We start from the raw sequence: 19,074 nt of genomic DNA, 5'->3' as shown, positions 1-19,074 counted from the left end.
TAGCAGTTAAAAACTATCAAAATGTCACTTGTTAAGTTAATGTTATTTGATGGTTTCTATATGTTGTATTGATAAGTTACACCAGCACGTGTGCAACGAAGACTCAATAAGTGATAGGGATGTGCTAAAACTTTATCATTTTTCCTGGTTTAAATGCTTTCATATATTAAGGTCAGTATTACCAGTGAATATTGCTAATAAATTAATCTTGAGTATTTGAATATTTTATACTCAAAACTTGTTTAGTTTGGGCTATATAATTGTACTCGATTTTTCTTGCTGATACTTGTGCTATAGAGAAGGCTGCTCTTTTCCTCGCTATGGCTATCTATCGCCCGCACACTTATGTGTAGCTGGGCGACAACTCCCACCTTGAGCACCTTGGTAATAAAATCAATGATAAGCCTTTCCGTTAGATCACTTTTGGGTGATTTTTGTTCTTATGGTTATCGGAGTTTTATGAATGCATTCTGACAAATCTTTCATTCTTAGAGGAATATAACGGCATACTACAGGCTGAAATCAATCGTATGAGTCTTTGCATCAACATTGGCTTAAAAATCGCACAAACTCTGGAGAACTCAGTATGAATCAAGGGCCACTAAACGAAGAAGAATTGGAATGGCTGGATGATACCCTCACTCAGTATGGTAACGATGATTCCGTACTGGATGTGTCCGAGTTGGACGGGATGCTCACTGCTATTCTTTCTGCCCCTGGAACGATTCAACTCACGCAGTGGCAAACTGCACTTTGGGGCGGTGAATCACAATTGCCTCATTGGGAGAGTGAAAAGGAGCAGCAACGCTTTAACGATCTCGCATGCCAGCATATGAACGATATTGCAGAGCGACTGTGTCATGCTCCGGATCAGTTTGAGCCGCTATTTGGTTTACGCGAAATTGATGGCAAGGAATACACCATTGTAGAAGAGTGGTGTTTTGGCTATATGCGTGGTGTTGAACTGAGTAACTGGGAGGCATTGCCAGAACAACTGGAAACCGCGCTGGAAACGATAGCTCTACATGGTGATGAAGCGCATATTGCAAAGCTTGAGCAAATGACTGAGCAAGAATATGAAGCCAGCCAGGCAGCAATTGGTCCTGCTGCGTTGCAACTGCATCATTACTGGCAAGAAATGCGTGAGGCTGGGTCGGAAGTTTTACATTAATTACTCGCCACAAAATCTTTCTTTTAATAACCAGGCAGCATTCGGCGTGCTGTCTGGCTACTGAAAATGCCCGCCTTAAGCAGTAACTGGCTGAACGGGACGAGGAGACGGCTATCCTCCAAAAGGCCGCGACATACTTCGCGAAGCGCCTGAAATGAAGTATGTCTTTATTGAAAAGCATTGGGCTCAATTCACCGTCAAAGCCATGTGTCGCGTATTGCGGGTTGTCCGCAGCGGCTGGTATGCCTTGCGTCTGCGTCATCAGCAGATAACACCACGTTAGCATTTCCGGCTCGTCTGTGATGCTGCTGTCCGTAAGGCATTCACTGAGGCAAAACAGCGTTATGGAGCTCCACTGCTTGCGGATGAACTTCCGGCGTACAACGTCAAAACCATTGCCGCCAGCCTGCGGCGTCAGGGACTTCGCGCAAAAGCTGCCCGTAAGTTCAGTCCGGTCAGCTACAGCGAGCACGGTATGCCAGTGTCTGACAATCTGCTGAAGCAGGTTTTTTACGCCAGAGGCCCGAACCAGAAATGGGCGGGTGACATCACGTATTTGCGCACGGACGAAGGCTGATTGTATCTGGCGGTGGTCATTGACCTGTGGTCCCGAGCCGTCATCGGCTGGTCGATGTCTTCACGGATGACGGCACAACTGGCCTGTGATGCACTGCAAATGGCACTCTGGCGGTGTAAACGACCAGATAATGTTATCGTTCACACCGACCGTAGCGGGCAGTACTGCTCAGCGGATTATCAGGCATTAATGAAACAGCATAATCTGCGTGGGAGTATGAGTGCGAAACGCTGCAGTTATGACAATGCCTGCGCGGAAAGCTTCTTTCATTCGCTGAAAGTGGAATGTATCCATGGGGAACACTTTATCAGCCGTGAAATAATGCGGACGACGGTGTTTAATTATATCGAGTGTGATTACAATCGGTGGCTTCGTCACAGTGCCTGTGGCGGCCTCAGCCCGGAACAGTTTGAAAACCAGAACCTCGCTTAGGGCCGAGTCCACATTACGTGGGTAGGATCAACTGACATAAGATGGTGCTGATTTGGAGTATAGACGCTTAACTTATATCCGCCACAGTGTAAGGTTTTTAGCAGAAAAGTGATTGTCAGGGATTACAGAAGGGAAAGGGAGAGTTTTAGTTAAGGAGAACCGGCAAGTGCAAAATATACTTGCCGGAAATATTTTATTAAGCTTGAGTATCGAGGGTAGAAAGCTCTTTATCTACGAAATACAGACCTTCACCGCTTTTTCCAACCAGACTTAATTTATCCAGTACGGACTTGAACAGCTTCTCTTCTTCATGCTGTTCAGAAACATACCACTGGAGGAAGTTGAAAGTTGGATAATCCTGAGATGTCATTGCAGCATGAGCCAATTCATTAATCTTGCGCGTAATTAACTGCTCATGTTCGTAAGTGGCGTTAAACAGGTTATCTAAAGATGAGTAATCATGGTCTGGTGCCGAGACCGCATTAATGCGTGGCAAGCTTCCAGTATCAGTCAGGTAAGCAAACAGACGCTGCATATGCTCCATCTCTTCCTGAGCATGGCGACGCAGGAAAGCGGCGGCCCCTTCAAAGCTATGGTAGCTGCACCAGGCACTCATTTGTTGATAAAGCAGGGAGGAATAAAGCTCAAGATTCATTTGTTCGTTAAGTTTTTCGATCATTTCAGCTTTTAGCATGGTGCGCTCCACAAGAATGTATATTTAACAATGTCGCTACTTTAATTTTATTATTTCTATAATGCAAAGGAATTGTTAATTATATTATTGTAATGAGAATGGTTGTTAATATTATTTCTCTTTATAATTAATTCGTTCTGGAAATAAGAATTATTACTGTTTGTTTGAGGGCCAGAAGATAAATCTCAACCAACCCTAATGTTAATGACGTAAAGATAATTGTTCTATTATTGAACGACACTCTCATCTTTCAGATACCGCTCCATTCCCACACCGCGACACTGGTACTCAAGCGTCACTTTTTGGCTCAGGCAGACGGAGCCGCTGGTCAGGGTACAGGTTTTGATTGGCTCTCCGTAAGGGTATGCGGCGATGTAACCCCACTGCTGGCACTGGTGGCTGGCTGCTGATTGCGAAACATAAGTATCCACTTTTGCCGTTTGTAATGGCGCGAGGTCAAATCCCAAACGAACCACGCCCACCACTTCACTACTTTTTACGGGCACAGGTGTTTTATTCACCGTACATCCAGCTAATAACGCCGTGGCTAAAAATAAATAAACAGTTTTCATTATGCTGATGCTCGAATGACTTTTTAATGATTTTAGCACGCACAAAAATGAAAAATGACCAACAGCATAATGCTGTTTAATTTCAATTAGGGCGAGGTAAATGAATTTTCCTAACATAAATTTTAGTGCTTTGTAATATTGAAAATGGGCATCACCAATATTTGTAGGGTGATTAAATTTTGATCACAACTGCCATCAAGTTTGGCTGAATCGTGCCGACAATACTGGTAATGCACGGTCTACTCTCAGTATTGGTATACAAAAACCGAATAAACGGAGCTGAGGTGACTACAGCTGGTGCAGGAAATACTTTTTATTATTTCACCAGGAAAATACAAAACATGAGGTTTATTCGTAATATCAAAATCCGCGTCATGGTGGTGCTGATACTGATCTTCTCGTCAGTGGCGTGGCTGGGTGTTTCCGGACTAGCGCTGTGGTTTTTACATGATTTGCAGCAAAACCTGGTACTGAATGCGCAACAAGAAAAGTGGATCGGTATCGTTCGTTTCTTGCTCGGGGCTTCGGTGTTAGCAAGCATTGCCATTACCTTGTTAACTGAACGCTATCTTTATTTCTGCCTGGTGAAGCCGGTCGAGAGCATTCGCGCACATATGCATATTCTTGCGCGTGGTGAACTCGAAACCCAATTACCTGATTTAGGCAGTAACTGCATTGGTTTGATGGTTTCACCGATCCAAAAAATGCAGTCGAATTGGGAAAAAGCCGTTTCCAACATTCGTTCCAGCGCTCACACCATTCGCGGGAATGCCACGGAAGTGGCTGGGGTGAACAACGAATTGTCTTCTCGTTCTGAGCAACTCTCCGCAGCGTTAGAAGAAACGACTGCCAGCATGGAACAATTGAGCAGCACCGTTACGCTGAATGCGGAAAATGCCAGCCACGCGAGCGTACTTGCAAAAAATGCGACTAAGACGGCAGTAAACGGCGGGGAGTCGGTGAAAAAAGTGATGTCCACGATGGAGACAATAACCAGTAGCTCTCACAAAATTGTCGATATCACGACCGTGATTAACAGCATCTCCTTCCAGACCAATATCCTTGCGTTGAATGCTGCCGTTGAAGCAGCACGGGCTGGTGAGCAAGGGCGAGGTTTTGCCGTTGTAGCGAGTGAAGTGCGTAATCTCGCGCAACGTAGTGCAGTGGCGGCGAAAGAGATAGAAACCTTGCTCAAAGAGTCGGTTGATAACATTCATACTGGTTCTGAACAGGTGAAGAAGGCGGGGGAAGCGATGGGGGAGATTCTCAATGCGGTCACTCAAGTGAACAATATTATGGGCGATATTGCCAATGCTTCGGGTGAGCAGAGTCAGGGTATTGGGCAGGTGGGGGTTGCAGTAAGACAGATGGATGCGGTCACTCAGCAAAACGTCAATCTGGTTCATCAATCTGCACTGTCGTCAGTGGAGCTGGAAAAACAAGCGCACCAGCTTAACGATATTGTGGCGATGTTCCGCATCGCTAAACCCGCCTGAAAATGTGGGAATGCTCTCAGTCGAATGCAGAAGTGTGAGCGCACCTTAATTTTTTAAAACAAAATTTCATTAAATTTGAAAGTGTGTTTGTGAGCTAGTATCGTTAGTACATACCAAAGCTATTCACCGCGGGAAATCCCGTGACCCAATCAGGAGACGGAAATGAAAATAGCACTGATGATGGAAAACAGTCAGGCTGGCAAAAATGCAATCATTCTTAATGAGTTGCAAGCGGTTGCTGCTGAGAAAGAGTACCCGGTTTACAACGTAGGTATGAGCGATGAGCAGGATCACCACCTGACCTACATCCACCTCGGTATTATGGCCAGTATCCTGTTGAACTCTAAAGCTGTAGATTTCGTTGTGACCGGTTGCGGCACAGGTCAGGGCGCAATGATGTCTCTGAACATCCACCCGGGTGTGGTTTGCGGCTACTGCCTGGATCCTGCTGATGCTTTCCTGTTCTCACAAATCAACAACGGTAACGCGTTGTCATTGGCATTCGCTAAAGGCTTCGGCTGGGGTGCTGAGCTCAACGTTCGTTACATGTTTGAAAAAGCATTTACTGGCCGTAAAGGCGAAGGCTACCCGATTGAGCGTAAAGAGCCACAGGTTCGTAACGCCGGTATCCTGAACCAGGTTAAAGCTGCAGTTGTTAAAGAAAACTACCTGGATACCCTGCGTTCTATCGACCGTGAACTGGTGAAAACCGCGGTGACCGGCGAACGCTTCCAGAAATGTTTCTTCGAAAACTGCCAGAACAAAGAGATTGAAGCGTTCGTACGCGAAATCCTTGCTTAATCTCTTTTAGTCATGCTTACGGCCAGCCTTTGCTGGCCGTATTTTTTGTGCCAACACCGCTTTAACTCGTGGCGCTTTTAGCGCCATCCTTCGATTCGCCCGCTAAAATGTGGAACTGGCTCTTGTGGCCATCTTTGATGTTCGGCAGCCATATGCTGCTCATCCCAATGCTTACTGTTTATTCCTTGCTCCGGCATCAGCTCCGGCCAGTCTCGCTGCACAGCACTGGTTTTTGGATAAGGGTTATGCAAAGAAGGGTTGTTAAGAGGTTGGATCTCAACAGCAAAAGCTTGAGACCCTATCAGTGACAACATCATAAGTAAGTATATCGATAAGCGTTTCATAGTGGCCTCACACACCTGACCTATCGTTAAGTGTAATTGAGGCCAGCGACCGGGTTAGTGTTTTTTCGACACACTGCTGCCCGCATTGTGTGGTAAACGCAGCAGGTCAAACAAACCTGCCAGGCAAATGAGCGTAATCATCACAAACGAAATCTTAATAGAAATGCCAGGGATTGCGGTTAAATCGAGCCACTGACTGACTTTCTCCCCCAGACGAATCCCTATCGCACCAAGCGTAATCCCAAGCCCTACAGAAAGCTGCGTTGCGGTACTAAATAGCGTGTTGGCGTAGCTCATTTGCGTGGATGGCACATCTGAAAAGGCGAGGGTGCTTATGCCTGTAAACTGCATCGAACGGAACATCCCGCCAAAGAAGAGTATCGCTATGGTCACCCATATTGCGGTGTGCGGGGTAAGAAACGCACAAGCCAGCAGAGAAGCGACGTTCAGAAGGCCGTTAATAATGAGTAATTTCTTGAACCCTAATGCGCGAATTAATGATGTCGTTGCAGGTTTCATCGCGAGATTTCCGGCGAAGACTGCCAGCACCAGTAAACCCGAATGAAAAGCATCCATTCCGAAACCGACCTGGAATAGTAACGGCAATAAAAAAGGCACTGCGCTGATGGATGTACGAAATAAAGAGCCTCCATACATTGTCACACCAAAGGTCTGCACCTTTAAAGCATCAAGGCGAATCATCGGGTGCTTAGCGTGTTTAAAGTGCCACAGTGAGAACCACAGCGCCGCTGCACCTAATACCAGCAAGCTCACAGTTGGCAGCACATTAATTTGCGATTGCCCAAGCATTTCCAGGCCGTACACCAGGCTAATCATTGCCACTGCAGTGCCGGTAAAACCAATGCCGTCAAATGGACGACGGTCGTCGTCATGAATATCGGGAATCAATCGCCACGCCAGCGCCATGGCAATTAACCCAAGTGGCAAATTGATATAGAAAATCCAACGCCACGAGGCGTAGCTGGTGATAAACCCGCCCAATGGTGGGCCAATAATGGGGGCAACCAGGGCGGGCCAGGTGAGAGTGGCAATCGCGGTGATCAGTAAATGTTTAGGGGTTGTACGCAGCACAGCCAACCGCCCGACAGGCACCATTAGCGCTCCACCGACTCCCTGTAAAATGCGCATCGCGACAAACTGCTCAATCGTATTGGCAATGCCGCACAGTACCGAGGCGAAAGTGAAGATCCCGAGCGCCAGGGTGAAAACTTTACGTGCGCCAAATCGGTCTGCAATCCAGCCGCTGGCGGGTATTAATACCGCAAGAGTCAACAAGTAGGCACTCATACCGATATTCAGATCAACGGCATCAACACCAAAAGTTCGGGCCATTTCCGGCAGCGCGGTGGCAATGACCGTCCCGTCGAGAAATTCCATAAAAAAAGCGCCAGCGACCAGGAGTGCCATTCCTGAAATGCCACGTTTTGCTGCTGGAGAAGGGGAGTTAGTCATGAGTGAAATTCAAAATTAAAATAATGTTTTAAAAAATTGTTGAGCCAATTAACCAGTTAAGTCGTGGATATGCAAGCCATTTTGTGTGAAGAAGATGTAAAATCCACAAGAAAAATGTGTGATGTGCATCACAAAACTATTGATTTGTGTGACGGATGTCATATTATTAGTCGCATAACGAGCAACACCTGCAAAACAAAAAACTGGAGCACACAATGAAAATGCGCAAAATCCTGAAAAGCATGTTCGAGCAATACTGCAAGACTTTTAAAGATGTACCACCGGCTGGCATGTTTTAATCTGCCCGCTTGAAAAAAACCTGCTGCGGCAGGTTTTTTTATGTCTGAAATTTGCCTTTTTAACCACGATATTAATCTTTATATCCACAATTTCTTCTTTAGCACTTTTTCGCATAACGTTATGCGTTTTACACTTATTTACATTGTGGGTATGGCTGGTGCACTATGCGGTCTCTAATTGAGACGGAGTCCGTGAATAAATGCGTAAACCCCTGTTGTTATCTGCGCTGTTTGCCTCTTTGGCCCTGGCCCTTTCTGGCTGTGATAATGCAAAAACTGAAACTGCGGCTGCTCCTGCACCGGCTAAACAAGCAGCCCAGGATGGCGGCAATTTAATTGTTGGCGTGACCACTGGCGATCCGCTAGCGATGAACCCACTGTATGCCAGCGACCGTACTACGCTGACTATCATGCAGACGCTATACGCACCGCTTTATAGCTTCAATGGCGATAAAATTGAATGGGCTCTGGCTGAGAGTCTGACGCCTTCAGAAGATAACCTCTCATACATCTTAAAACTCAAACCGAATCTGAAATGGCAAGATGGCAAGCCTATTACCGCAGGCGACGTGGTGTTCACTTTCAACAAGTTGCTTGATGAGAAACAGCACAGCTTCTTCCGCAGCATGTTTGTGTACGGCGACAAGCCAATTCAGGTCAGCAAAGTTGATGACCTGACAGTGAAATTTACTCTGCCACAGGTGAGTGCTGCGTTTGTAGGTACGCTGGTACAGATTTACCCAATACCAGAACATGTGTTTGCTGATGACAGTGGCGATCTTGAAAAGAGCACCAAAAACGATACTCCAGTTGGTTCTGGCCCGTTCAAATTCAAAGAATATCGCGCCGGGCAATATTACTCGCTGACACGTTTTGATGATTACTGGAACGGCAAGCCGAAGCTGGACACGGTGACTTACCGTTTCGCTAAAGACAGCAACTCTGCCAATCTTGCGCTGCAAAATGGCGAAATCAATATGAAGATGATTGACCCACAGGATGTCAATCGTTTGAAAAGTAGCGGTAAATTTGACTTCGTTATCTACCCGGAAGGGCGTCTGGCGTATATGACGTTTAACCAGAATATTGACAGTATGAAGAACAAGGCGCTGCGCCAGGCCATTGCTTATGCCATCAATAAAGATGAACTGGTTCAGGCGGCATTCTCTTCACTGGAATATGCGCAACCTGCCGCATCTATTCTGACGCCAGATACGCTGTATCAGACTAACGATGTTGAAACCTACAAGTACGATGTGGAAAAAGCGAAAGCATTGCTGAAAGAAGCGGGCACTCCTGCGGATCTGAAACTGCGCCTCGCCTACATCAATAGCAATAAAACTCAGGAAAGCATGGGGCTGTATATTCAGCAGCAGCTGAAAAACGTGGGTATTGCTGTTGAGCTGATGCCACTGGATGCCAACGCCATGTCGCAACGCAGCCTGGATATGAAAAATACCTCTTATGAGCTGAGTCTGGGTGGCTACATCATGGGTATGGAACCTGATGGCTATAAGTCTTTGTACCTGAGCAACGAAGCTTATAACTATGCCCACTACAAGAACCCAGCGTTCGATGCGTTGTGGAACCAGGGCGCCACTGAAACTGACAAAACCAAACGTGCTGAAATCTATAAGCAAATCCAGCAGACCGTTGCAAACGACATGGCATGGTACCCAATTGCTTATACCAATGCGGTGGTTGCGGTAGATAAACGTTTTGCCGGAACCAAAGAGGCTGAACCTAAGCCTGTTTATATGTTCCAGGATTGGTCGAAGATCTATCAACAATAATTAGCACACTGCCCTGAGGTAGTCGTAGGGCGGGTAACGTAAGCTGCCCGCCCTACAGTTTTCCCCCTTCCGGGGGCTTATTTTTTGGAAAGCAGTATGAACAATGTGTTAGTACGACGCCTGGCCCAACTGGTGCCGATGCTGTTCTTCATCTCGCTGGTGTCGTTTCTGCTGGTCAAACTGGCACCCGGCGACCCGGTGCAGGCTTATATTACTCCGCGTATGAGCCCGGAGGATATCGAGCGTATCCGCCATAGCATGGGGCTCGATAAGCCCATGTTTATGCAATACCTGTTGTGGCTAAAAAACGTGCTGCAAGGGGATTTGGGTTACTCACTAATTTACCATCGCCCGGTGTTAACTATGATTGCCGAGCGCATTCCCGCAACTCTTGGCCTGATGGGGGCATCACTAGTTCTGGCTATGGTGTTGGCTATCCCGCTGGGTTTAGTGGCAGGTGCTTTCAAACACCGCTGGCTTGATCACTTCCTGAATATGTTTGCTTATATCGGTATTTCAGTGCCTATCTTCTGGTTTGGAATTCTGCTAATAACCGTGTTTTCGGTGCAGCTAAACTGGTTGCCGAGTATGGGCATGCGAACAATTGGTATGGAAGACTCGTGGCTTGATGTGGTTCGTCACGGTATTTTGCCGTGCATTGCACTGAGTTTTTATAACCTTTCCAATTACGTGCGTTATATCCGCTCCAACACCATTACGCAGTTGTCGGCTGATTATGTGCAAACGCAACTGGCGTACGGTGCGACACGTCGTTCAATCCTTTTCCGTCATGTCCTTAAAAACGTACTGCTGCCAGTTATTACACTCTTTGGTATCTCTTTTGGCGAGCTGGTGGTGGGGGCGTATGTGACTGAGAGCGTCTTCTCATGGCCAGGCATGGGGCTGTTGGGGATCCAGTCGATAACCTCCCTGGATTACCCGTTAATCATGGCGATGATCATGCTCTCTTCAACGATGCTTATCGTCGGCAATTTATTGGCTGACATGTTATATCGCGTGGCAGACCCGCGCATTAAGGCGTTGAGGTAAGACGATGAGTAGACGTTGGCAACAAGTTAAACATGGCCTGAAACGTAATCGTCCGGCTCAATTATCACTTCTGGTTCTGGTCATTTTCAGCATTGCAGCATTACTGGCAACATTCAGTCCCTGGGACCCAAACCAGATGTCACTGACCGCAAGGCTCACACCGCCAGATGCGCAACACTGGTTCGGAACTGATGACTACGGACGTGACTATTTCACTCGCGCTTTATATGGCGGCCAGATTTCGTTAATGGTCGGTTTTCTGGCAATGATATTTTCAACGTTGATTGGCACGCTGGTAGGCACTGTCAGTGGCTATTTTGGCGGGCGAATCGATAACCTGATGATGCGTGTGGTCGATATTTTGATGTCGATCCCAGCCTTCTTCCTACTGTTGGTATTGAACGCATACCTCAAGCCCGGTATTGCCAATATCATCCTGATTATCAGTGCATTGACCTGGATGAATATGTCGCGCCTGGTGCGTGCTGAAACTTTATCGGTGAAAGAGCGTGAGTATGTGGTGTACGCCCGTGCGTGTGGTGAGCATCCGTTAATCATCATTGCGCGCCATATCATCCCGAATATTTTGCCGACCATTATGGTTGCGGCAACGCTGAATATCGCCTCTGCAATCCTGATGGAGTCGACGTTGAGCTTCCTCGGACTTGGTGTGCAGCAGCCAAATGCCTCATGGGGAAGCATGCTCAACAATGCGCAATCCTTTATTGGTGAAGCAACATGGCTTGCGATGTTCCCGGGTGTCCTTATTTTGCTGACGGTGCTGAGTTTTAACGTATTGGGGGATGTATTACGTACTGCCTTTGAGCCCGGAGCTAACCGCGATGAATAACTTACTGGAACTCGATAACCTGCAAACGTCCTTCTTCACCCGTGAAGGGGAAGTTAAGGCGGTGCGCGGTGTAAGCTTTGCAGTCAAACGCGGTGAAGTGGTAGGGATTGTGGGTGAATCAGGCTGCGGCAAGAGTGTTACCTGTAAATCAGTGCTCAAACTGCTGGGTAGCAACGGTAAAGTCGTAGGCGGCCATGTCCATTTTAAGGGCGAAGATTTAGCCCGTAAAACACCCGAGCAAATGCGCCAAATCCGTGGCAACGATATTGCCATGATCTTCCAGGATCCCATGACGGCACTTAACCCGGTGTTGACCATTGGCAAGCAGATGAGCGAAATCCTGATTCGCAATCAGAACCTCAGCAAAAAAGCGGCCAAAGAAAAGTCGATTGCCATGCTGCAACAGGTGGGGATTGGTAATGCGGAGCAGCGTTACAACCAGTATCCGCACGAGTTCAGTGGTGGTATGCGCCAGCGCGTGATGATTGCTATTGCACTCTCATGCCACCCGGCGTTACTGATTGCCGATGAGCCAACAACCGCACTGGATGTCACCATTCAGGCGCAGATTTTACGCCTGCTAAAACAACTACAACAGCAAACCGACACCGCAATTATGCTCATCACACACGATCTTGGGGTTGTAGCCCAGGTTTGTTCACGTGTGGTAGTGATGTACGGTGGGCTTGTGATGGAGCAGGGGAGCGTGGAGGATATTTTCTACCGTCCAGCGCACCCTTATACCCGCGGGCTTTTGGCATCATTGCCGCGGCCAGGCGAGGCAAGCGCTCGTTTGTCACCTATCGAAGGCTCGCCACCAGGGCTACTCAACCCACCACCTGGTTGCCCATTTGCAGAACGTTGCCCGCAGCGCATGGAGCGTTGTAGCAGCCTGCCTCCGATGTACCAAGCCGGAGAGGGTCATCAGGCAATGTGCTGGTTATGGAATTCGGAGGTGAATAATGCAGGACGTTAAGCCATTAGTCCGTGTAAAGGGCTTACGCAAATATTTCCATAGCCAACAGGGATGGTTTAATAAAACGCCACCGGTGAAAGCTGTTGATGGCGTGAGTTTCGATATCTATCCAGGTGAAACCTACGGGCTGGTTGGCGAGTCTGGGTGTGGGAAATCAACACTTGGGCGCAGCGTACTTCGCCTGTTTGATATTACCGATGGCGAAATTGAGTTTGCAGGCCAGGACATTGCAAAGATGAGCGACAAACAACTTAAACCGTTGCGCCGCCGCATGCAGGCAATTTTTCAGGACCCATACTCATCGCTTAACCCGGGCATGACTGTCGCGCAGTTAATTGCCGAGCCGATGAAAATCCACGGTTATGGTAAACAACAGCGCGCAACCCGCACACTTGAATTGCTCGAAAAAGTGGGGTTAAAAGCGGAACACTTAAACCGTTTCCCGCATGAGTTTAGCGGTGGCCAGCGGCAGCGTATAAGTATTGCCCGAGCCCTGTCAGTAAACCCTGAGTTCGTGCTTTGCGACGAACCACTGTCGGCACTGGATGTATCCGTACAGGCGCAGGTGGTCAATATCTTGCAGGATTTGCAGCAGGCATTGGGGCTGACATATCTGTTTATTGCACACGACCTGTCGATGGTGCGCCATATTTCAGACCGAATTGGTGTGATGTATCTTGGCACTCTGGTTGAGGAAGCACCGGCTGAAACTCTATATACAGAGCCGGCGCATCCCTATACCAGGGCACTGCTTGCCTCAATCCCGGTGGCCGATCCGCATGTGCAAATGCTTGATCAAGGTGGCATTAAAGGCGAATTACCAGGTGCTATGAGCGACTGGCCAGGCTGCAAATTCTGCAATCGCTGCCCAAGAGCGATGGATAAATGCCAAAGCCAAATCCCGGTGATGCAAGAGATTTCACCCGGCCATCGCGTGGCTTGCTGGTTATTTGAAGATAAGTGATTAATCGCGGGGGCTTATTCAAGCTCCCGCACTACTTTGCATGGTTGCCCCATTGCCAGCACACCCGCAGGGATATCTTTGCTGACAATGCTTCCCGCGCCAATGGTGGTGTTATCACCAATTGTCACACCGGGTAAAATAACCACATTGCCGCCAATCCAGACATTGCTGCCAACAACAATCGGTTTGGCGCTGGTCAGAAAAGGATAATCGGGATTTCCGGTCAGGCGCTCTTTCGCCGACAGCGGATGTACAGGGGTGTAGAACTGAACATTTGGCCCCACCAACGTGTTATCGCCAATTGTCACGGTATTGCAGTCAAGAAACACCACATTGGTATTAATAAAACAATTACGGCCAATGGTGACGTGCTTTCCGTAGTCACACCAGAACGGTAATTCAATCCAACTTTCATCACCAAAACCACCCAGCATTTCACGCAGCAGCGTAAGTTTGGTTTCAAAATCATGAGAATCCAGCAGTGCCAATTGTTTGGTTACCGCCCGTGCGTTGTGATACATCCCGAGCAATTCAGGATCCCGGGTGTTGTATTGCAAACCCGCCAGCAATTTTTCATGTTCAGTCATTGTTCTGCCCTTATGTCTATTGGCAGCATTCTAATCTTGTGACCATAAAAATACTGTTGTAAAAGCCACAAAATTCTCTGCGCGAATAAAGTAATGAATGTCGATTACCGATACCGTTTCAGCGTACAGAAATGTACTATGTTGCCCATTGCGAAACAGGAGAGAAATGATGTCTGAACAATTATCTGCCGACCAGGAACTGGTTTCCGATGTGGTGGCATGCCAGCTGGTGATTAAGCAAATTCTGGATGTAATTGATGTGATTGCACCGGTAGAAGTGCGCGAAAAAATGGCTAATCAATTGAAGACCATTGATTTCGCCACTCATCCGGCAGCGGCAGATCCGGTGACCCGCCGCGCAATTCAGAAAGCGATTAGCTTGATTGAGTTGAAGTTTACGCCCCAGAACGAAGCGCATTAATTCCATCCGTTAAATCGCCCATTTATAATGGGTGATTTACGCTTAAAAGAACGTCATCACCAGCAAATAACTCGCCGCGCACGCACAGCTCACGCCAATCAACCCAGGTAAAATGAAGCTATGGTTGATGATGAATTTGCCAATCTTCGTGGTGCCAGAACGGTCAAAGCCGATACACGCCAAATCGCTAGGGTAAGTCGGTAATACGAAGTAGCCGTAAGACGCTGGGAAGAAGGCAATCAGCATTTTCGGCTCAACACCCAGCATCAATCCCATCGGTGCCACAGCTGTTAATGCAGCCGCCTGGCTATTTACCAGTTTAGAAACCAAAAACAGTACGATGGCATAAGTCCACGGGTGGCTTTTCACCACGCCTTCCAGTGCCATTTTCAGCTCTTCAAGGTGTGCTTGAAAGAAGGTATCACTCATCCATGCGACACCAAACACCGAGAAAATCGCCACCATCCCGGCTTTAAATACCGCGCCATTAGAGATAGCGGATGCATTTACTTTGCAGACGATCAGCATCACTGCGCCCGCAATCAACATCATCATCTGAATAACCAGATTCATTGATAGTGGCTTTAGCGCACCTTTAATTTCAAACGCTGGACGCAGTGTCGGAATAGCGCCCAATAAGACCACCACCAGGATCCCAGCAAAGAAAATCCACGTAGACCAGTAGGCTTGTTTTGGGAACACCTGGTCCATCAGCGTTTCGCTACTGCCGTAAATAAATTCACGCTGTTTAGGGTCTTTGAGCTTCTCCTGAAACTCTTTATCGTCTTGCAAATCTTTACCGCGACGCAAACTCCAAAGCGCAGCAATTAACACGCCAAATAAAGATGCCGGCACAGAAACGCAGAGAATATCGAGAATGCTCCACGCCTGACCCACGCCGTGATTAGCCCCAATAATGGAAATCAGCGAAACCACCGCCACCGAAACCGGAGAGGCCGTAATCGCCATCTGCGAAGCAATAGATGCCACCGCCATTGGGCGCTCCGGGCGAATCCCTTTTTTAAGCGCAATATCGGCGATAATCGGGAACATGGTGTAGACCACATGCCCGGTTCCACACAGGAACGTCAGCATCCAGGTAGTGAAAGGAGCAAGCAGTGTGATGTGTTGCGGGTGTTTACGCAGTAGGCGTTCAGCAAACTGCATCATGACATTCAGGCCGCCCGCAGTTTGCAATGTAGCTGCACAACCGATTACGGCAAGAATGGTGAGCATTACATCAACGGGCGGCTTTCCTGGCTCAAGGCCAAAAATGAAAGTCAGGATAAACAACCCAATTCCACTGATTAAACCAAGCCCCATCCCGCCAAAGCGAGTCCCGACCAGCAGGCATAAAATAATGACAATAAATTCAATAGTAATCATGACAATCCCTTTTAAAATTCCATCGCATAAAGCATTGCAGATTGTAAGGATTACCATTGAGACGCAGATCGGATTTGTTAAAACTCAATGAAAACAATTGATTATAACAAAAAATTAACAATTTAATGGACGAGGTTTATGCCGACTGAGCAAATTAAGCGATTAATTGAGTTGGGCGGAGAAGCATCCGCCCAAAGATTTAAAAGGGAATATGCGAGGTTTTAAGTTGCGGGAGCACTGCATATTCTTCGCAAAGATCAACTAGTACCGTTCTTTCTCCACGCCTGAGTTGGATAGTCATACCGTTAGAATCCGGCGTGACGTGCATATCGGTTATCGGTTGTTGATGGTCAAAATCCCAAACGCAAATGAACTGAGAAGATTGTTCTTTGTTACGCAGAACCAGATAGCTCAGATCTTGAACCGCCGGGTTATCCGGAGCATTTCCTTGCCATAACTCAGCATGGCCGTACAGCCATAACGCTTGCCCATTATGAGGGGTGGCAAAGTGACGTGGCTGGCTATTGGTTAACTGTACGCAACGGGCATCCTTCATAATCACCAGCGGGCCTTGAGAGCTAAATTGCGCACATTCTCCCTCGCTATCCAGCGCTTTTCCCTGAAGATGCAACGTCCAGTCGATTTGTTGGCTATGCGGGTTTTGCACATTGCTGATATCAATAATCGCGTTATCCAGCCAAAGTAAACGACGGCGAAAACGCACATCGCGCCAGGCCTCACTATCCCACTGCACACGCGTGTGGCTATCGAGAACCGGGGGAATTTGCCGCCAGTCTACTCCGGTATCCAGCCAGCAAAATGCATCACTTTCGTAATAATGATGCACCATAGGGACAGCAGGCGGTTGGTTGGTTTGATTTACCGTGATCGTATTGTGGGTGGCGCTATTTTTGTAATACGCGTAATGCATGGGCGCGCCGTAACCAGTGTCCCCAGATCGGGGAGGATCTCTGAACGTCCGGTGCCATTCCATTACTCCTTATTTAACCTTGAAGCCCATCTGCTACTTAATCGTTATGCGGAACATGTCGAATTTGACCGCTGGAATGCCGTACAAGATGGCAGGAGCGTGAAGCTTGGTATCGATTATCTGATGCCATTTATCGCAGACCCCGATTTGTGGCCTTACAGTGATTTGCAGGGTATCGTCTGGGACAGCGCGTTGCGGCTGTTACTGCAATCCATGAGGGGATATCCAAAGGATATGGCACGTTATAAAGTCGTGCTGGCTAGTTTCCCGGAAGACACGCTCAGTTTACGTGAACAGTTGATGTGGTGTGCATGACTAAGGCGGATTAGCGCCAGCAACATTTATTGTCGCTCGGGTAATCAACGCTGTATTACCCGATACAATGAGACTTAGTGTTGTTGATGATTCACTAAATTTGTCAGGTGCTCATCTGTTTGGCTCATACACAATCCGGCTTTATGAGCACTACGTACTTCTTCAAGAATAGTGTTGAGCAACAGGCCTTCGTCTTGTTGTTCCTGATCCATAGTTTTCAGGAAAGTGAGGGTTGAATAATCTTTCAATGCTGTTGCTTCATTGGTCAATTTAGTCAGTGTGGCGCAGCGCTGCTGATAATCTTCAACTGTTTTTTCAAATAGTGTTTCTAAAGAGTCACATTCGCTTTGTGGCGCTTCAATCGCCCTTACAATGGGAGTGCCGCCTGCTTGTTTCATAAAATTAAATATACGCATCATCTGCGTAACATTACATTGAGCCTGGTTTCTTAAAAAATTAGCCGTGCCCGTTAAACTGTTTTCTGAGCACCAGTGACTCAACTGTAAATACAGATTTGAGGAATAAAAATCACGATTTATCTGTAAGTTGAGACTTTGAACCATGCCGGAAGTTGCCATGATAATTTCCTTATTTAACCGGAACATCGGGTTAGGATTAGAATTTTGTATTACATGAAATATGACGGGTATAGAGATAAAACATTAAAACCGTATCCATGTCATGTCCTGTGAATCCGCGTCCTGACTGCGTTGTAAAAAATAATACCCCTTTAGAGTTACCAATAAAACAGTTGATTCTCGCGTTTCATTCTTATTTACAAAGTTATTCAACAGGAAATATTAAAAAAGACTAATTAAATAATTGCCTCCTGATTTGTCTATTTTAAATAATTTAAATGAAATGACCAAAACTGTGATTCAACACGGAATAATTAATCCACTATGAGGTGGTTTATTGTGTCAGATCATATTTTTAGCCCTTCAGTTGAATGAGCCCGTGACCGTTTACGATACTGCAATGGTGTCTGGGACATCATTTTTTTAAAACAGGTGATGAAGTAGGTAACTTCTATAAAGCCTACCTCCAGGGCGATAGCTTCAATGCTTAATGGTGAAGTGCGCAATAGATCACAACTTTTCTTTATGCGCCGCGTCAGCAAATACTCATGAATACTGCCGCCGGTTTGTTGACGAAAAATCCTGGAGGTATAGCTGCGTGATAAACCAATGGATTGCGCTAACTCATCCAGTGAAAACTTCTCACTATAGTTACTCTCAACCCACTGCATGATACGTGATGCAACAGTCTGTTGTTGCGGGATAAATAGCTGCGGTTGAGCGGGCAGGAAGGCCATAATTTGCATCACCATAAACGCAACATCGCTGGCGGTGGAGTGCTCCGTGGGGTCGAGTTTGTCGAACTGCTCGAGAATCACTTCCATGTAGCCGGCCTGCTCACTTAAATCGTAAATTTGTGCTGGGACGTTGCTTGCAGCCAGGGCTGAAAATTGAGCTTGTTGGCGGGGAAAGCCATGCAATGTACTGATAACAGAAGAGTGTTCAATGTGCATGGTTGTGCGGTGATACTGGTTTTTGTCATTGGCATCGACATGAACCTTATGCAAACGGAAGGGCGGGAAGATAAATAAGCGCCCGGGCCGTGCGGTGTAATGCTGATTATCGACCACCACAATGCCATATCCTTTTGAAATATATAAAAACTCAACGCACTGATGCCAGTGATAATATTGCGCGCTGGAGGCTCGCAAACGATGAAATGAGATAACCTGGCTATCAAGCGTAATCCGCTCCATAAATTGCTGTTCGCTCATTTCCCCTCCAGGACAATAAATTTAAGTTTTTACGCCATGATTTGTAATTTATTGCCCCCGCCAATAGAAAAATCCAGTGAAATTGAAATA

General features: G+C 47.1%; 19 protein-coding genes and 2 pseudogenes. 12 read left to right on the top strand and 9 right to left on the bottom strand.

Features of this window, described 5'->3' with window-relative positions; translation table 11 throughout:
* The first annotated feature begins 586 nt into the window (after positions 1-586).
* Both GC128_RS13390 and GC128_RS13385 read left to right on the top strand, forming a co-directional pair.
* Entirely contained in the window at positions 587-1,171 is a 585-nt protein-coding gene (locus GC128_RS13390) for a UPF0149 family protein (protein ID WP_151994722.1), read from the top strand.
* Positions 1,172-1,224: 53 nt separating this feature from the next.
* A pseudogene (locus tag GC128_RS13385) lies at positions 1,225-2,180 on the top strand (IS3 family transposase); the annotation flags it as partial.
* A 196-nt stretch (positions 2,181-2,376) separates the two neighbouring features.
* On the opposite strand, the gene ftnA reads toward GC128_RS13385, so the two are convergent.
* Both ftnA and yecR read right to left on the bottom strand, forming a co-directional pair.
* Positions 2,377-2,874, bottom strand: a complete 498-nt coding sequence (ftnA, locus tag GC128_RS13380) for a non-heme ferritin (RefSeq protein ID WP_151994721.1) — start codon at positions 2,872-2,874, stop codon at positions 2,377-2,379.
* Between the two features lie 227 nt (positions 2,875-3,101).
* Entirely contained in the window at positions 3,102-3,395 is a 294-nt protein-coding gene (yecR, locus tag GC128_RS13375; protein WP_325063691.1) for a YecR family lipoprotein, read from the bottom strand.
* 392 nt (positions 3,396-3,787) lie between these two features.
* Between yecR and GC128_RS13370 the strand changes: the two genes are divergently transcribed.
* Complete coding sequence (locus GC128_RS13370; RefSeq protein ID WP_151994719.1) at positions 3,788-4,942, top strand: methyl-accepting chemotaxis protein; 1,155 nt, start codon at positions 3,788-3,790, stop codon at positions 4,940-4,942.
* A 162-nt stretch (positions 4,943-5,104) separates the two neighbouring features.
* Complete coding sequence (locus GC128_RS13365; protein WP_034455054.1) at positions 5,105-5,743, top strand: RpiB/LacA/LacB family sugar-phosphate isomerase; 639 nt, start codon at positions 5,105-5,107, stop codon at positions 5,741-5,743.
* A gap of 77 nt (positions 5,744-5,820) precedes the next feature.
* Here GC128_RS13365 and GC128_RS13360 read toward each other — a convergent pair whose 3' ends face one another.
* Together GC128_RS13360 and GC128_RS13355 are read right to left on the bottom strand one after the other, a co-directional pair.
* The gene (locus tag GC128_RS13360; protein WP_151994718.1) at positions 5,821-6,087 is read right to left on the bottom strand and encodes a hypothetical protein; all 267 of its coding nucleotides are present in this window, start codon (positions 6,085-6,087) and stop codon (positions 5,821-5,823) included.
* A 54-nt stretch (positions 6,088-6,141) separates the two neighbouring features.
* On the bottom strand, positions 6,142-7,560 hold the full coding sequence (locus tag GC128_RS13355; protein WP_151994717.1) for an MFS transporter: 1,419 nt from the start codon (positions 7,558-7,560) through the stop codon (positions 6,142-6,144).
* Positions 7,561-7,775: 215 nt separating this feature from the next.
* Here GC128_RS13355 and azuC point away from each other — a divergent pair, with 215 nt between their 5' ends.
* The 6 genes from azuC to GC128_RS13325 all read left to right on the top strand — a co-directional run bounded on the left by azuC (position 7,776) and on the right by GC128_RS13325 (position 13,492).
* Positions 7,776-7,859, top strand: coding sequence for a stress response protein AzuC (gene azuC / locus GC128_RS13350; RefSeq protein ID WP_115628089.1), 84 nt, complete (start codon positions 7,776-7,778; stop codon positions 7,857-7,859).
* Positions 7,860-8,059: 200 nt separating this feature from the next.
* A complete protein-coding gene (locus GC128_RS13345) occupies positions 8,060-9,652 on the top strand; it encodes an ABC transporter substrate-binding protein (protein ID WP_151994716.1) in 1,593 nt (530 codons plus the stop codon).
* A 96-nt stretch (positions 9,653-9,748) separates the two neighbouring features.
* The gene (locus tag GC128_RS13340) at positions 9,749-10,702 is read left to right on the top strand and encodes an ABC transporter permease (RefSeq protein ID WP_151994715.1); all 954 of its coding nucleotides are present in this window, start codon (positions 9,749-9,751) and stop codon (positions 10,700-10,702) included.
* A gap of 4 nt (positions 10,703-10,706) precedes the next feature.
* Complete coding sequence (locus GC128_RS13335; RefSeq protein WP_151994714.1) at positions 10,707-11,552, top strand: ABC transporter permease; 846 nt, start codon at positions 10,707-10,709, stop codon at positions 11,550-11,552.
* Complete coding sequence (locus GC128_RS13330; protein ID WP_151994713.1) at positions 11,545-12,528, top strand: ABC transporter ATP-binding protein; 984 nt, start codon at positions 11,545-11,547, stop codon at positions 12,526-12,528. The genes GC128_RS13335 and GC128_RS13330 overlap by 8 nt, the downstream gene beginning before the upstream one ends.
* A complete protein-coding gene (locus GC128_RS13325; protein ID WP_151994712.1) occupies positions 12,515-13,492 on the top strand; it encodes an ABC transporter ATP-binding protein in 978 nt (325 codons plus the stop codon). The genes GC128_RS13330 and GC128_RS13325 overlap by 14 nt, the downstream gene beginning before the upstream one ends.
* A gap of 14 nt (positions 13,493-13,506) precedes the next feature.
* Here GC128_RS13325 and GC128_RS13320 read toward each other — a convergent pair whose 3' ends face one another.
* Positions 13,507-14,079, bottom strand: a complete 573-nt coding sequence (locus GC128_RS13320; protein WP_151994711.1) for a sugar O-acetyltransferase — start codon at positions 14,077-14,079, stop codon at positions 13,507-13,509.
* 169 nt (positions 14,080-14,248) lie between these two features.
* Here GC128_RS13320 and GC128_RS13315 point away from each other — a divergent pair, with 169 nt between their 5' ends.
* Positions 14,249-14,500: a DUF2766 family protein gene (locus GC128_RS13315; protein WP_034496127.1), complete on the top strand. Its 252-nt coding sequence runs from the start codon at positions 14,249-14,251 to the stop codon at positions 14,498-14,500.
* Between the two features lie 42 nt (positions 14,501-14,542).
* Here GC128_RS13315 and GC128_RS13310 read toward each other — a convergent pair whose 3' ends face one another.
* Both GC128_RS13310 and GC128_RS13305 read right to left on the bottom strand, forming a co-directional pair.
* Positions 14,543-15,886 carry an anaerobic C4-dicarboxylate transporter gene (locus GC128_RS13310; protein WP_151994710.1) on the bottom strand — a complete coding sequence of 448 codons (1,344 nt, stop codon included), beginning with the start codon at positions 15,884-15,886 and terminating at the stop codon, positions 14,543-14,545.
* 199 nt (positions 15,887-16,085) lie between these two features.
* Complete coding sequence (locus tag GC128_RS13305; protein WP_151994709.1) at positions 16,086-16,817, bottom strand: hypothetical protein; 732 nt, start codon at positions 16,815-16,817, stop codon at positions 16,086-16,088.
* 42 nt (positions 16,818-16,859) lie between these two features.
* On the opposite strand from GC128_RS13305, the pseudogene GC128_RS13300 reads away from it, so the two are divergent.
* Positions 16,860-17,192: pseudogene (locus GC128_RS13300) on the top strand (alginate lyase family protein); the annotation flags it as partial.
* A 74-nt stretch (positions 17,193-17,266) separates the two neighbouring features.
* On the opposite strand, the gene GC128_RS13295 reads toward GC128_RS13300, so the two are convergent.
* Positions 17,267-17,770 carry a non-heme ferritin-like protein gene (locus GC128_RS13295; protein ID WP_151994707.1) on the bottom strand — a complete coding sequence of 168 codons (504 nt, stop codon included), beginning with the start codon at positions 17,768-17,770 and terminating at the stop codon, positions 17,267-17,269.
* Positions 17,771-18,117: 347 nt separating this feature from the next.
* Positions 18,118-18,984, bottom strand: a complete 867-nt coding sequence (locus tag GC128_RS13290) for an AraC family transcriptional regulator (protein ID WP_151994706.1) — start codon at positions 18,982-18,984, stop codon at positions 18,118-18,120.
* Positions 18,985-19,074: the final 90 nt, after the last annotated feature.

The organism is Buttiauxella massiliensis, from assembly GCF_902500225.1.
In the GTDB taxonomy this organism is placed as follows: domain Bacteria; phylum Pseudomonadota; class Gammaproteobacteria; order Enterobacterales; family Enterobacteriaceae; genus Buttiauxella; species Buttiauxella massiliensis.
Note: the sequence above shows the minus strand (reverse complement) of the source record. Positions and strands in the feature narration are given on the sequence as shown.